Raw genomic sequence first — 13306 nt, 5'->3', positions numbered from 1 at the left:
GGCTAAGTTTGTAAAGATTACTGCCGCCGGAGTACGCGAAAGTCACCCGCACGACGTTACCATTACCCGAGGAGCACCTAACTACAGCCCCTGATTCTGCTCAATAATCTATCATATACTCTCTATTACTAATCATGGCTAAGTTGCTTTGTATAAGTAAAAAAGGGGGTTGAACAATTAGAAGGCAGGGTAATACGTTTACTACAGCAATGTTTAGCTTTTTACGAACTAAGAATTTTGATGCCTTAGAGGTGCTTCAAGCTCATCAGGCTTCTGCTACGTTTCCTGCTCATTTTCATGAGACATTCTGCATTTCGTTAATAGAGCAAGGTACTTTCATTGAGAATGACACCATTGCTACTCAAAATTCCCTGTTAATTTCTCATCCGTTTGAGGTTCATCAGAACAAAATATTACTGGATGGCTGCTATTCGCTTAGAACACTTTATGTAAGTCCCGATATGCTAAACCACAAAGGGCTTACCCCGCTGGATTTGCAATTTTCTAAAGTTATTGATGACCAAGACTTGGTTCAGCAGTGCGGACAGTTACTAAACTATTTTTCTACTTACGTAAAAAGCACAAAAGATAACTTTTTTGAGCAGAGCTTATTCCAGTTTCTAGCTAATTTATACACGTTTCGTCAAACCAATGATGACCTATTGGAGGTACCCGATTGGGTTGAAGAAGTAAAAGCGCATATTGCCAATTATATTGATCAAAGAATACAGCTTGATACACTTACCAAGCTAGCGGGTCAAGACAAATATCAGTTTATCCGGAATTTTAGGAAGTATATTGGCTTAACCCCTTTTCAGTTTATTATACTACAGCGGATATTACGCGGCAAAGAAATGCTCCAGGAAGGAATGCCTATCGTTGATGCTGCCTTGAACACCGGCTTCTACGATCAAAGCAACTTCACCAACTACTTCCGGCGTTATCTTGGCATTACTCCGAGCAATTATCAACGGAGCTGCAATATTTTCCAAGAATAAGGCTACTTGCTCTTTTACTTTTGGGATTGTTATTACATAATTAATCCCAAAAGAATGATTAAACTTCGTTTCTCTTTATTTGCATTATTGGGTGGTCTGCTCCTAGTCTCATTCAGTCGCTGCCAAAAAGAAGATGACCTATCCCCTGTCCGCACTCCCGAAGCACTAGATACCCGATTACAAGATGTTTACGAGCGATCTAACTTTGCCGGATTTTCGGTCAGCGTAATTAAACAGGGCGAGGTTGCTTTTCAAAAAAGCTACGGTCAAGCTGATGTAGGCCGAGGGGTGGATTTAACCAACCAAACGGCTATGAACATTGCCTCTATTAGTAAACTCTTCATTGGAGTTGCCCTTATGAATGTTGTTGAACAAGGAAAAATGACTTTAGAGACTGAAATTAACGATGTCTTGCCATTTACCGTCACAAACCCACATTCACCGGAAATACCCATTCAGGTAAAGCACTTGATTACTCACACCTCCGGCATTTTGGATGATGATGATACGTACTTTAGCAACTATAGTATCTTGGCTGGTGAAGATCTTAGCTCACCTATGGCACAGCGCATGCAAAATGAGCTAGGAGTGAAAACTGAAGGACAAGTGCTTTCTTTAAATAATTTTGTTCAGGCCTATCTTACGCCAGCGGGTCCTCTTTACCAGTCTACCAATTTCGGTAAGTATGCAACCGGAAGCACCTACAGCTACAGCAACGTTGGTTCGGCTTTAGCTGCTTACATCATCGAGATAGTTACTGGTGAATCTTTTGACGAATATACCCAAGAAGTTATCCTTGAACCTCTCCAAATGAACAATACTGCGTGGAAATTAAACCAAATTGATCGTAGCCAAGTATCTTATCAGTACTGGGACAAAGACAATCCAATTCCGTTCTATACATTGGCGACTTACCCGGACGGATCTTTAGTTACCTCAATAGAAGACCTAACCAACTTTATGTTGGAAATGATGAAAGGACAGTCTGGTCAATCTGAGTTTTTACTTTCAAAAGCTTCATACCAAACGCTATTTTCTCAAAAATTAGATACTCGCCCACCAGGGCTTCCCGAGCGAGAGGAAAACTACGGAGTATTTTGGGTGTGGTCTACTTCAGGAAGAATTGGGCACACTGGTGGCGATATAGGCTCAACCGCCTTTCTAGGTTTTAATCCTACTACTCAATCTGGCTCTATTGCCATCATTAATACTAACACTGCCGAGGCTGGTAATAATGCCGCCGAGCGATTAGCTGAAATTGTTAATGCTTACAAATCTTTTGAGCAAGCAGAATAATTTGTGTTGGATGAGGTAAAGAGCTATATATCTTTACCTGCTCTGTACCTTATTTAACTTCTCATTTTCTATAATAAGCTCCATAGACTAAGAAAGGCTATCACTTTCAGTTACAAAATTTATGTTAGTTTTGTATCCACGAGCCTAACCATAGGTTATTTAGAGTGGAAAGGCTAAACTACTATGGTTAAGCTGAACTTTCATAAGAACATAATCCGATTATCACTCTTCCTGGGTATTGTTGGCTGGGTAGGGCTGGTCTCGGTAAGCCTCTTAACGCAGTTTGCCCAAAGCCATAATGTACCCTCTGGCTTTCGGTCTGAGTTTGCCCACATTTTTTTAACTTTATTCTTACTGTCGGTAGCTGTTTATTACCGGTTTGTTACCGGACGTGCCGAGCGCGTAAACTTTATCGATTTATTGTGGCGCGTGTTTGCTACTGGTCTATTTGCCACTACTATTTCACTAACCATTCTCTTATTTAATCAGCTATTAGGTGAAGGAACCCTAGTTAGTAAGATCCCACTACAAAGTTTCTTCTTCTACGTTCGGTTTGCGCTGTTTTCGGCTTTTATTATATCTACTTTCATGGTATGGAAACAGCTAATTCTTTATCAAAAATCTAAACGTCTTATCTTATTATGGCAGCTCTTTGAATACTCTCTTTTAGCGAGCATTGTTTTCATATTCTTCCCAACTCAAGGGAATTGGAGCATTTTTTTGTTCGTTTTGTTACCCTTATTACTGTTAGGATTGATTTTATCGGTGAACCTGAAATGGATTGCTTATCTAGATTTTCGCCAGAAATGGAAAAGCATTTCAATTATGCTCGCCATCATTGTATTTATTATCTATTACATCCAGGAAATTAACGGGCAGCGAGAAAACTTAGAAGATTTAATAGATCTGGAGATTTTCATCTTCAATCCCTTTATTATTGCTACCACTGGGTTTGTATTAATATATAGCACTTTTTCTTTATTAGTCATCATCTTCAACCTGCCTACCTCTTCAGTATTTGAGCAAAAATTAGAAGAAATCATCAACTTTCAGCGCTTGGGCCAATCGTCCCAATCAGAATATAATTCTGCTCAGATTTATAATATTTTACTAGAAAGTGCTGCTAAGGCAGTAATTGCCGACGCTGGATGGATTGAAGTATATCACAATGGAGAAGAGCGACTTCTCGTTAAAAACATTAGCAAAGAGAAAGTCGAGATACTTAAGAAGCGTTTACAAGCTAACACCGATCAGCCCGAGATTATCAACCCTCTTCCCCGGCCTCGGCTGCAACGGCAAGACTTTGAGCAACGCCAGCGAAAACATCGTATTCTTAAATTACCTGAGTACCGATCGGTGCTTTGGATTCCGTTAGTGGTGAAAAACGCAATTGTCGGCAATTTGGTGCTAATGAAAGGCGTAAGCGATGGTTTCAACAAAGAAATGATTAGCATTATTACAACGTTTGCCAGCCAGACCTCTATTTCTGTTGAGAATTTTGAATTAATGAATGAAACGCTGGCTAACGAACGCTATCAAGAGGAGCTGAAGATTGCGAACCGAGTACACCGTAGTCTACTACCGGACAAACCAATTACTAATGAAGCCTTTGATATATCAGCATTCTCTGAATCGGCCGATCAAGTAGGAGGTGACTACTACGATCAATACCAGATTGACGATCATAAGTTTATTATCATTATCGGAGACGTTTCAGGGAAGGGTACTTCAGCGGCATTTAATATGTCGCAAATGAAGGGTGTTTTTCATAGTTTGGCTCAACTTGATCTGCCCCCTAATAAGTTTTTAGCTTACGCCAATAATGCTTTAGGGCGTTGTATGGAAAAAACTTCGTTTATTACAGCATCCTTTTTTGTGTTAGATACGCAAAAGCGAACGCTCTGTTTTGCTCGGGCCGGGCATACCCCAACGTTATATTATAATTATGAAACTAAGCAGGCTTGCTACCTGGAAACCCGAGGGTTAGGACTGGGTATTATTCGTAATGAAAAGTTTGATCAATATATTGAAGTGAGCGAAAGGCACTATCAGTCCGGAGATATTGTCGTGCTTTACACTGATGGGATTACCGAAGCAACGAATCAAGACAATGAAGAATTTGGGTACGATCGCTTAAAAGACGTCATTCTTAAAAATACTAACGAGTCATCGCAGGTACTACAAAAAAAGCTTATTGAAGAACTTCACGCATTTTGCAACCATCAGCCATTAAATGACGATTATACAGCATTGATAATGAAGTTTACCTAAGTAAAAAAACCTAAATGAAGACAAAGCGTATAATAGTTTAGCTATGGTGGATGTAAGTACTGATTTTGAAGGTGATAGCTGCTTTATCACTATTAACGGAGAAGTAGATGCTAGTTCATCTATCTATTTAGATGAGGCTTTAGAAAAAGCAATGAGTTCAGATGTAGTTAGGATTTTGGTAGACTGCCAATACCTCAACTATATTTCTTCGGCAGGATTGGGAGTTTTTATGTCTTATATTCAGGAGTTAGAGGTTAATGAGAAGAAGATGGTTCTATACCATATGAGTGATAAAGTTTACAAGGTATTTGAGATACTAGGGTTACACCAGCTACTCACCATCGTTGAAACTAAAGAACAAGCTAAGATCAAAACTGATGAATTATAGTTACAAAGTATCGTGTTGTAAAGATGAGTTGCAGGGGGTTCGTGACTTTGTGAGGGATACTTTACAAAACTATACGATTTCAGATATAGTTATGCACCAACTGGTGTTAGCAGTTGATGAAGTTTGTTCTAATCTAATGATTCATTCTCACCAGTGCAATATTCAACATAGCATAGAGCTAAGAATAGAGATTGGGAAAGACAGAGGGGTCACCTTTGAGATTCATGATTCCGGAAAGAAGGGTTTCAATTTTAAACAATATAAAGAACCCTGTATTAAGCAGATTATTAAAGACAGACGTAAGGGTGGTGTTGGACTATTGCTCGTTCGTCGAATTATGGATCACATTGATCATGACTTCCATCCTAAGTCGAAACGCAATGTTTACCGGCTGTACAAAGAACTATCCGTACAACCTACCTACCGCGCTTAGTTAGTTTTTAGTTTATACTATTCTTCTCGTTTATTCCAATACTGTTAGTGGACTACATAATAGGGTTGGATCAATCTTTCGATCAATAATTTGGCAACTTATTAGGGCATCCATTACCTGATGTAGCATAGTCTGAGAAATGTGAAAGTCGGTCTGCCATTTTGTTCTTCCGAACCAGCTCTCAGCATCTTCTTGAGCAAGACTATATCGTTGAGCGACTAAAGCTGTTGCATCAGATTTACTGATGAAGCGCACTACCGATTGTTGCACTACCTCTAATATAGTCTGAACTTGAGCCAATGATTTTTTTAGTATTTCATTACGTACCACCACCACAAAGCAGGGCCAAGGAGTATCAAACTCCCCTACTCGACGGAACTCGCCTCTTTCTACGATAGGCTGAGTCATATATTTCTCCCACATAAAGGCATCAGCTTCACCGTTAGGCAAAGCTTTACGAGCCCCAACCATTCCGCCCACTATTTCCAATTGCATCTGGTCAATAGGCCAACCTCGCTGTTTTGCCATCACAATTGCCATTAGGTGCGAGCCGGAACCTATCCGACTCACAGCAAATGTTTTGCCTTCCAGTTCTTTTACCGCCTGATAAGAAGAATCAGCGGCTACGTGAATACCCCAGGTCAACGGGCTACTGACGAATACCTGAGCAATTTTACTCGCCCGATGGTTAATGATATCAGCCACTACTCCTTCAGTAAGCGCAATGGCAATATCAAGCTTTTCCGCCCGAAGGTCAGCCATCATGGCTCCCGTGCCTCCGGGATAATCCTGCCAGTCAACTGATAAGCCTTTAGCTTGAAAGTCTCCGTTCTCCATAGCTGAATGCCAGGGTAACATAAAGTGCTCGGGTACGCTGCCGACGTTAAATTGATCCATATAATTAGCTATCATACAAAGCTGGTACTAAAATACGGTTTTTGTAGTTGAATGTGCTATTTTCGCTTTTACCTTTCCTACCTACAAGCCTATGGTGCGTTTTATTTTGTTTCTTCTAGTTATCACCGGCAGATTTACTTCAGCTTTTGCTCAAACCGGTGAATTAAAAATTGCGGTAGCCGCTAACTTCCTACCCCCAATGAACCAAGTGAAGGCACTGTACGAAGAAAAGTTTCAGAGTTCCCTTACCCTTATTGTATCATCATCGGGTAAATTACCGGCACAAATTACGAATGGCGCACCTTACGATGCCTTTATATCCGCCGATATGAAATACCCTGAAAGAATCTATGAGCAAGGGCTCGCTCAGCAGGAACCTAAGGTACTAGCCTACGGCAGCGTATACTTTTGGTCGGTCAAGCCAACAATTACCTCTATTGAGGAGCGACTACGGAAAGCAAAAACAATTGCTATCGCTCAACCAGATTTAGCTCCCTACGGAAAGGAAACCCGCCGGTGGCTTCAACAGCAGGGTTGGTGGGACAAAGTAAAAGATAAGCTAATATACGCCGAAAATGTCAGTCAGGTAAATCAATACATCGCCACCGGAACAGTAGTAGCTGCCTTTACTGCAAACTCGGCCCTACATATTGAATCTATCAATAAAATCGGTAGTTGGCAGAAAGTAGAAGGTACTTCTCCCCTGCCTCATGGCATGGTGTTACTTAGAAACTCTGAGGCTTCTGAATTTGACACCAATCAGTTTCTGGAATTTATCAGTTCTCCGATAGCTCAAAAAGTCTTTCAAGAATTCGGCTATCAACTGCCGTAGTGTATGGATTGGTCACCATTTTGGCTAAGCCTGAAGCTGGCATCTATCACTACAACATTACTCTTTCTAATTAGTCTTCCGCTGATCTACGGTATCTACTTCTTCGGGAATACTATTCGGCCTATGCTGAAGGCTATCGTAAGTCTTCCTTTGGTGCTTCCGCCTACCGTTTTAGGGTACTATCTGCTACTACTGCTCCGCCCCGAAGGTTGGCTAGGCCAACTTAGCCAGCAGTGGTTCGATCTGCGTTTGGTATTTAGCTTTAGTGGATTAGTAATTGGTTCCACTATTTTTAGTTTGCCATTTATGGTCAATCCTATCCTCTCCGCCTTAGAAAATTTGCCCGACACCTACCAGGAAGCAGCCTACACCCTGGGTAAGTCGCGGTGGAACACGCTTATCAATGTGCTGTTGCCTAATATCAAAGCATCGTTGTGGGTAGGTGGTGTTATGACGTTTGCCCACACTATTGGCGAATTTGGAGTGATTCTGATGATTGGGGGCAGTATACCGAATGAAACCCGAGTAGCTTCCATTGCTATCTATAATGAAGTAGAGATGTTAAACTACACCAACGCTAACATCTACGCCGCTATTTTGCTCCTTTTTTCTTTTATCGTGCTTATTTTGGTTTATTCGTACCAGCACCAGCGTACTCAGAGTATTATTTAATGCATGTTCACTTACAAAAACAGCTAAGAGGTAGTACCGACCCTATCCACTTAAATATTTCTTTTGACATTCAACCGGGAGAAATCGTAGCCATCATGGGGCCCTCAGGTGCCGGAAAAACCAGTATTCTAAAAATGATTGCTGGCTTACTTCTACCAGATCAAGGTCAAATAAGCGTAGACGACCAAATCTGGTTTAGTAGCCAGCCCCGCCTGAACCTTAAAACCCAGCAACGTTCTATCGGCTACGTATTTCAAGACTATACGCTGTTTCCAAATATGAGTGTTCGCGAGAATCTGAAATATGCGCTACCTTCTAATCAACCGTCTAGCACGATCGACGAAATATTGGAACTTATTCGTATTCAAAACTTAGTTGACCAGAAGCCTACCGCACTCTCGGGCGGACAGCAGCAACGGGTCGCTTTGGCCCGAGCCTTATTACGTCGCCCTAAAGTACTGTTACTCGACGAACCTTTTGCGGCACTAGATGAAGAGATGCGCAGTAAGTTACAACAAGATCTAATAACGTTGCACCGTCGTTATCAAACTATCACTGTGTTGGTAAGCCATAACCCTTCAGAAGTAGCCCGCTTAGCCGACCGTACTCTTTTAATACAAAATGGAAAAATTGTGCAACAAGGGCATCCTTCTACTGTATTAACAAATACTGCCCCCAACACGCTATTGGAGGGCGAAGTACTGACCGCTTTTAACGGTCAAATTACGCTAGTAGTCAAGAACTCGTTAAGTATTATTCGTGTTACTGAAGAAGCGGGATACTACCAGGCTGGTGATACGCTTTTTATTTCTGCCGATCAGTACCATATTCAGCGAAAAAACAAAGTGTAGAATTGTTAGCTCTTAGTATTATCTATTAATTCTTCGCTGGTCGTTTCTGCCATATTAAGTCGCATTTCTTTAGGCAGTCAGCACATTATCGACTATATTCTTAATATCATTATTCACACTGTTAACCCTATTTTCTTTGTTTTATAACCATTTTGACTAGGGAGTTTTTTATGCATGATCCCAACATCCTAATTGTTGAAGATAACGCTATTGCTCAACTAACCTTCGTGCAATATCTGCGAGATTTGGGTTATCATAACGTACTAGTAGTGAATAACGGTTTAGAAGCAATAGAAGCCGTAAGAAACTCAGAAATAGGTTTAGCTTTTCTAGATATCCGTATTCGGGGTAGTATGAGTGGACTAGAAACGGCCAAACATATTAAAGATATTACTCCTTCGCTCCCTTTTATTTTTCTTACTGCCAGCACTGATCAACGGACAGTACAGCAGGCTCTCGATTGTGAACCTTATAGCATTCTCAACAAGCCCTATGATTTAGCTACTCTGCAAGGAACTATTGAAGGAGCTATTAATTACCGACACTGCCAGGAAGAAGCAAACGTACTGAACTCTCAATTTATGTTGAACCAGATTCTGGATACAACAGCAGTTGGCGTTTACATCACTAATAATGAGGGAAACTTTGTGAAAGTTAACAAGGCTTACTGTGCCATTTATGGCTACTCCAAGCCAGAATTAATTGGGCAGCCATTTACGTTGGTTCTTCCTAAAAGTATTCACAAATACGCTCAAACGTTGCATCAGGAGCACCTCACCGGGGAATCTGAAGAAACTAACGGAGAGTGGCAAACAATTGATAAACGCGGAAACCGCAAAGATGTATTTATCCAAGTTGGCAGAATAGTTGGTGATAATGGTCAACGATTCAAACTGGCTACAGTAAGTGATATTACCGAACGCAAAGATGATGTACGCAAATTAACTCAAGCTTTAGATGAAAAAGATTCTTATGCCCAGGAAGTCCATCACCGGGTAAAAAATAATATGAACATTGTTTCAGGTTTGCTGTATCTGCAAGCGGAAAAAGTAAAAGATCGCTCGTTTGTGTATAACTTATTTCAGGAGAGCATGACTCGTATTAAGACACTCTCACTTATTCAAGAGCAACTACATCGTAGCGATAACTTTACGTTTATCAATTTAAAAGATTACGTACAATCGCTAGTATTTAATGTGCAGACATCGTTTCGGGAGCAAACTGAGAAAATTCGTATTAAGCAAGAAGTAACTATAAAACCTCTCGATGTAGATCGAGCCATTGCTTGTGGACTTATTATTAATGAAGTTATCACCAATAGCTTCAAGTATGCCTTCCCTCCTTCTTCAACCGATTCTCCCCAGATCAATATTCAGGCATATTTTCAAAAGAATCATATACATATTGTCATCATCGATAACGGAGTAGGCTTACCCGACCAATTTAATCTTAATAATAGTACAACATTAGGCTTTCAGTTAATATCAAGCTTAACTCGACAGCTCAGTGGTGCTATTGATGTTAACAGTCAAGACGGAACCCACGTATATCTGAAGTTTCCGCAATAAAAAAGCCTCACTTCAAATAAGTGAGGCTTACTCTATTGATATTTTATTGTTAGCTACTGGGCATCTTTATTAGGAAGCACATTAGTAATAAGCTTAACCCGCTCTTGAGCATTCGTTGCGTTAGATACTACCGTGACTACCTTGTTCTGACGACCTTTCTTTCCGGTACTATTGAATGATACCTCAATCTTTGCACTTTCACCCGGGGCAATAGGTTCGCGGGGCCAAGAGGTAGCGGTACAACCACAAGTAGTAAGCACATTTGATAAAATTAACGGTTCAGTCCCCGTATTTTCAAATTCGAAAGAATGACTTACTTTATCACCCTGAACAATATCACCAAAATCTTTGGTGTCCTGAGCAAAAGTAATTTGAGGACCATTAGGATCTTCATTGGCAGAAGCCTCTTGAGCTAGTACATTGCCGAAAAGGGCAAAAACAAATAATAATGCGAAGGCAAATTTCATGGTATTACGTTTATTAGTCTGGTTTAAAGGGTAACAAAAATTAATCCTGAAATAATTTCCTAAGCTGCTAATTTTCTATTGGTACGTATGGTTCTGCTTCATTTTCTCTAAAATTTACTCCCTCCTTCCAACGCTTCCTTGCCAAATAGGGTCAATTTAGTAGCAATCTAAAATTATACCTAGCAATGAAGTACGTACTAACTTACAGTATCTTTTTTCTCACCCTGACCTTCCTGCTATTCGGATGTATGGAACAGGATGAGTCTGCTTTTGATAAACAAATGCAGGAAGATGATGAAGCCCTTAAAGATTATTTCGCGACAAATAATATTCAGGCCGAACGACTGAGCAGCGGCATCTACTTTGAATCTCTACGAGAAAACCCCAGTGGCTCTGTAGTAGAAGATGAATCTATTGTAGCCATTCGGTACAGATTACAAACGTTAATTGGAAAAGCAATTGATAGCTTGGATAGTGAAGCTGCTCCTCTCCGATTTTATCACGCCCAAAAGCATCCAGATGCCTTATTTCCTCGAGGCATCAATATTGGAGTAAGCCATATGCGAATAGGCGAACAATACCGTTTTTACATCCCTTCTTATCAAGCATTCGATTCTTATTCATTCGGGCAATACTTACCTCAGTACGCTATTCTGGTGGCTGAAATAGAGGTGGAAAACATTGAAACTAAAGAAGCTATTGAACAGGAAGAAGAACAAGCTATTACCAATTATATTGAAGCAAATAGCCTGACGGATGTGAAGGAATTACCTTCAGGTATCTTCTTCCAACTACTAGAAGAAGGTACCGGCGACCAACCTACTACCGGAGCATTTGCTCAGGTTAACTTTAAAGGCTACTACTTGGATGATAAAGTATTTACCGAATCGGAAAAAGACCAGCCCTTTACGTTTTATGTTGGCAAGGCTGATATTATTCCTGGCTTCGAAGCCGGAGTTGAGGCCATGAAAAAAGGAGCAAAAGCCCGGGTTTTCATCCCATCGCATTTAGGGTTTGCCGAGGGCATTCAGGTAATACCTACCGCTATTCGGAAAGATTTTCTGGAAGAACATAACATCCGCGATTGGCGTCCCTATGAGCCGGTAGTGTTCGAGCTAGAACTGATTGATTTTCAGTAGTTATACGCTACAAAACAGTAAAGATATGTTAAAGACGTGCTCATGTCTCGCCTTTATTGCAGCAACTCTACTTAGCAGCAGTTGCCAAGAAGATGAAGATAGCATTAACCCTCTGCTGGGCATCTGGCTTGAATCTACCGACCGATCTGACACATTACTATTTAAGAAAGACCACTTTATACTCAACCGAGGAGAAGAAATGCGGAATGGCAATCTGTTGCCTAAACTTGGTTCGGGTCTGTATTTTTATGAGTTACAAAAAGACACTGTTTCTGTTCAAAATTCGGTATCAAGTTTCTCAGGATTTTAAGCAGGTGAGCAAAAGTTTCTAGGTATTTTTATCTTGGGGTAAAAAAGTACTATGCGCTACATAGAAACCTTGAATCCAACCGAGATACAGAAGCTACAAACGATTCTGCATGATGGTACAAAGCACCGACAACGGATGCGCGCTCAGGCGTTATTATTGAGCCACAAAGGATACAAGCTCAAACTCATCGCTGATATCTGCCAGGTAGATCGCGATACGATCAGTCAGTGGTTTAGGCGCTGGGAGCAAAATAAATTTGCTAGCCTCTCCGATGCTCCTCGTTCGGGCAGGCCAAGTAGTTTAACGCAGCGAGAAAAAAAAGCTTACTCGCCTACGTAGGCAAGGCCATTCGGCAGATTAAACACTTGGTATACTATGTAGCTGAGCAGTTTGGCAAGCAGGTCAGTATCTGGACGATCAAACGCCTCTTGAAAGCATCCGGGTACCGCTATAAGCGTATGCGTCGGAGTCTTAAGGATAGAAGGGATACCGTGATGTTTAACTTTTTTCAGCAAGAATTACGCGAGTTGCATGCTTTAGAGGCTAAGGGGGATTTAGAGGTCTACTATTTTGATGAAGCTGGTGTAAATCTAACGCCAGTGGTTCCCGATGCTTGGCAAGCTAAACATACACGCTATGAGCTACCCTCTCAGCGTAGCCAAAACCTCACGATTTTGGGGTTTATGAATCAGCAAAGTCAATGCTATAGTTTTCTGTTTGAAGGGGCTGCTAATGGAAAAGTAGTAGCTGCCTGTATGGACGCCTTTGCCGAGCAAATCACCAAGAAAACGATAGTAATCTTAGATCGGGCTTCCATTCATACCAGCAAGCAAGTCCAGCAAAAAATACCTGAATGGCGGCAGAAAGGATTGTATTTGCAATTCATACCACCCTATTGCCCTGAGCTAAATCTCATTGAAATTCTATGGAAGTTTGTCAAATACTATTGGTTGGATCTGAGTGCTTATCAAAGTATGGCCCTATTGAAAGAAAAGCTGCATGAAGTGTTAGAAAATATTGGTACTAAATACCAAGTTAATTTTGCCTAGATGCTTATAATGTACCTATAGAAGTTGAAGAGGATAGACTGACGATTGGTAATTTTTACCAGAAAGATACTATTAATAGTCCGTTGTTATTTTTTGAAAGAATAGAGTAAGCCAGATACGTATTTAGAATTGCTC

The 13306-nt window shown here is 40.8% G+C and carries 15 protein-coding genes; 13 read left to right on the top strand and 2 right to left on the bottom strand.

The window, feature by feature from the left end; genetic code table 11:
• Positions 1–209 precede the first annotated feature (209 nt).
• From WBA23_RS19430 to WBA23_RS19410, 5 genes are all read left to right on the top strand, one after another.
• Entirely contained in the window at positions 210–998 is a 789-nt protein-coding gene (locus WBA23_RS19430) for an AraC family transcriptional regulator (RefSeq protein WP_424583942.1), read from the top strand.
• 54 nt (positions 999–1052) lie between these two features.
• A complete protein-coding gene (locus WBA23_RS19425; protein WP_424583941.1) occupies positions 1053–2294 on the top strand; it encodes a serine hydrolase domain-containing protein in 1242 nt (413 codons plus the stop codon).
• A 183-nt stretch (positions 2295–2477) separates the two neighbouring features.
• Positions 2478–4565 carry a GAF domain-containing SpoIIE family protein phosphatase gene (locus WBA23_RS19420; RefSeq protein ID WP_424583940.1) on the top strand — a complete coding sequence of 696 codons (2088 nt, stop codon included), beginning with the start codon at positions 2478–2480 and terminating at the stop codon, positions 4563–4565.
• 43 nt (positions 4566–4608) lie between these two features.
• On the top strand, positions 4609–4953 hold the full coding sequence (locus WBA23_RS19415) for an STAS domain-containing protein (protein ID WP_424583939.1): 345 nt from the start codon (positions 4609–4611) through the stop codon (positions 4951–4953).
• Positions 4943–5386: an ATP-binding protein gene (locus WBA23_RS19410; protein WP_424583938.1), complete on the top strand. Its 444-nt coding sequence runs from the start codon at positions 4943–4945 to the stop codon at positions 5384–5386. The genes WBA23_RS19415 and WBA23_RS19410 overlap by 11 nt, the downstream gene beginning before the upstream one ends.
• A 30-nt stretch (positions 5387–5416) precedes the next feature.
• Here the strand turns inward: WBA23_RS19410 and WBA23_RS19405 are convergent, their stop codons facing one another.
• A complete protein-coding gene (locus WBA23_RS19405; RefSeq protein ID WP_424583937.1) occupies positions 5417–6283 on the bottom strand; it encodes a substrate-binding domain-containing protein in 867 nt (288 codons plus the stop codon).
• A gap of 91 nt (positions 6284–6374) precedes the next feature.
• Here WBA23_RS19405 and modA point away from each other — a divergent pair, with 91 nt between their 5' ends.
• The 4 genes from modA to WBA23_RS19385 all read left to right on the top strand — a co-directional run bounded on the left by modA (position 6375) and on the right by WBA23_RS19385 (position 10206).
• Positions 6375–7115 carry a molybdate ABC transporter substrate-binding protein gene (gene modA / locus WBA23_RS19400; RefSeq protein ID WP_424583936.1) on the top strand — a complete coding sequence of 247 codons (741 nt, stop codon included), beginning with the start codon at positions 6375–6377 and terminating at the stop codon, positions 7113–7115.
• A gap of 3 nt (positions 7116–7118) precedes the next feature.
• Complete coding sequence (gene modB / locus WBA23_RS19395) at positions 7119–7787, top strand: molybdate ABC transporter permease subunit (protein ID WP_424583935.1); 669 nt, start codon at positions 7119–7121, stop codon at positions 7785–7787.
• On the top strand, positions 7787–8638 hold the full coding sequence (locus WBA23_RS19390; RefSeq protein WP_424583934.1) for a sulfate/molybdate ABC transporter ATP-binding protein: 852 nt from the start codon (positions 7787–7789) through the stop codon (positions 8636–8638). The genes modB and WBA23_RS19390 overlap by 1 nt, the downstream gene beginning before the upstream one ends.
• A 170-nt stretch (positions 8639–8808) precedes the next feature.
• Entirely contained in the window at positions 8809–10206 is a 1398-nt protein-coding gene (locus WBA23_RS19385) for a sensor histidine kinase (RefSeq protein WP_424583933.1), read from the top strand.
• A 53-nt stretch (positions 10207–10259) separates the two neighbouring features.
• On the opposite strand, the gene WBA23_RS19380 is transcribed toward WBA23_RS19385, so the two are convergent.
• Positions 10260–10673 (bottom strand): DUF1573 domain-containing protein, encoded by a 414-nt coding sequence (locus WBA23_RS19380; protein ID WP_424583932.1) that lies wholly within the window; start codon positions 10671–10673, stop codon positions 10260–10262.
• Between the two features lie 185 nt (positions 10674–10858).
• Between WBA23_RS19380 and WBA23_RS19375 the strand changes: the two genes are divergently transcribed.
• From WBA23_RS19375 to WBA23_RS19360, 4 genes are read left to right on the top strand one after another with little or no spacing between them, the layout of a single operon-like run.
• A complete protein-coding gene (locus WBA23_RS19375) occupies positions 10859–11812 on the top strand; it encodes an FKBP-type peptidyl-prolyl cis-trans isomerase (protein ID WP_424583931.1) in 954 nt (317 codons plus the stop codon).
• Between the two features lie 25 nt (positions 11813–11837).
• On the top strand, positions 11838–12122 hold the full coding sequence (locus WBA23_RS19370) for a hypothetical protein (protein WP_424583930.1): 285 nt from the start codon (positions 11838–11840) through the stop codon (positions 12120–12122).
• Positions 12123–12173: 51 nt separating this feature from the next.
• Positions 12174–12461, top strand: coding sequence for a helix-turn-helix domain-containing protein (locus WBA23_RS19365; RefSeq protein WP_424583929.1), 288 nt, complete (start codon positions 12174–12176; stop codon positions 12459–12461).
• Positions 12462–12487: 26 nt separating this feature from the next.
• Positions 12488–13171 carry an IS630 family transposase gene (locus tag WBA23_RS19360; protein ID WP_424583928.1) on the top strand — a complete coding sequence of 228 codons (684 nt, stop codon included), beginning with the start codon at positions 12488–12490 and terminating at the stop codon, positions 13169–13171.
• Positions 13172–13306: the final 135 nt, after the last annotated feature.

It is taken from the genome of Tunicatimonas sp. (genome assembly GCF_049647865.1).
Classification (GTDB): domain Bacteria; phylum Bacteroidota; class Bacteroidia; order Cytophagales; family Cyclobacteriaceae; genus Tunicatimonas.
Note: the sequence above shows the minus strand (reverse complement) of the source record. Positions and strands in the feature narration are given on the sequence as shown.

What these genes read in the sequence shown, in the direction of transcription:
- WBA23_RS19420 (WP_424583940.1), top strand. Translation starts at nt 2,478, where the DNA reads ATGGTTAAGCTGAACTTTCATAAGAACATAATCCGATTATCACTCTTC.
- modA (WP_424583936.1), top strand. Translation starts at nt 6,375, where the DNA reads ATGGTGCGTTTTATTTTGTTTCTTCTAGTTATCACCGGCAGATTTACT.
- WBA23_RS19405 (WP_424583937.1), bottom strand. Translation starts at nt 6,283, where the DNA reads ATGGATCAATTTAACGTCGGCAGCGTACCCGAGCACTTTATGTTACCC.
- WBA23_RS19385 (WP_424583933.1), top strand. Translation starts at nt 8,809, where the DNA reads ATGCATGATCCCAACATCCTAATTGTTGAAGATAACGCTATTGCTCAA.
- WBA23_RS19425 (WP_424583941.1), top strand. Translation starts at nt 1,053, where the DNA reads ATGATTAAACTTCGTTTCTCTTTATTTGCATTATTGGGTGGTCTGCTC.
- WBA23_RS19430 (WP_424583942.1), top strand. Translation starts at nt 210, where the DNA reads ATGTTTAGCTTTTTACGAACTAAGAATTTTGATGCCTTAGAGGTGCTT.
- WBA23_RS19370 (WP_424583930.1), top strand. Translation starts at nt 11,838, where the DNA reads ATGTTAAAGACGTGCTCATGTCTCGCCTTTATTGCAGCAACTCTACTT.
- modB (WP_424583935.1), top strand. Translation starts at nt 7,119, where the DNA reads ATGGATTGGTCACCATTTTGGCTAAGCCTGAAGCTGGCATCTATCACT.
- WBA23_RS19380 (WP_424583932.1), bottom strand. Translation starts at nt 10,673, where the DNA reads ATGAAATTTGCCTTCGCATTATTATTTGTTTTTGCCCTTTTCGGCAAT.
- WBA23_RS19390 (WP_424583934.1), top strand. Translation starts at nt 7,787, where the DNA reads ATGCATGTTCACTTACAAAAACAGCTAAGAGGTAGTACCGACCCTATC.
- WBA23_RS19415 (WP_424583939.1), top strand. Translation starts at nt 4,609, where the DNA reads ATGGTGGATGTAAGTACTGATTTTGAAGGTGATAGCTGCTTTATCACT.
- WBA23_RS19410 (WP_424583938.1), top strand. Translation starts at nt 4,943, where the DNA reads ATGAATTATAGTTACAAAGTATCGTGTTGTAAAGATGAGTTGCAGGGG.
- WBA23_RS19365 (WP_424583929.1), top strand. Translation starts at nt 12,174, where the DNA reads ATGCGCTACATAGAAACCTTGAATCCAACCGAGATACAGAAGCTACAA.
- WBA23_RS19375 (WP_424583931.1), top strand. Translation starts at nt 10,859, where the DNA reads ATGAAGTACGTACTAACTTACAGTATCTTTTTTCTCACCCTGACCTTC.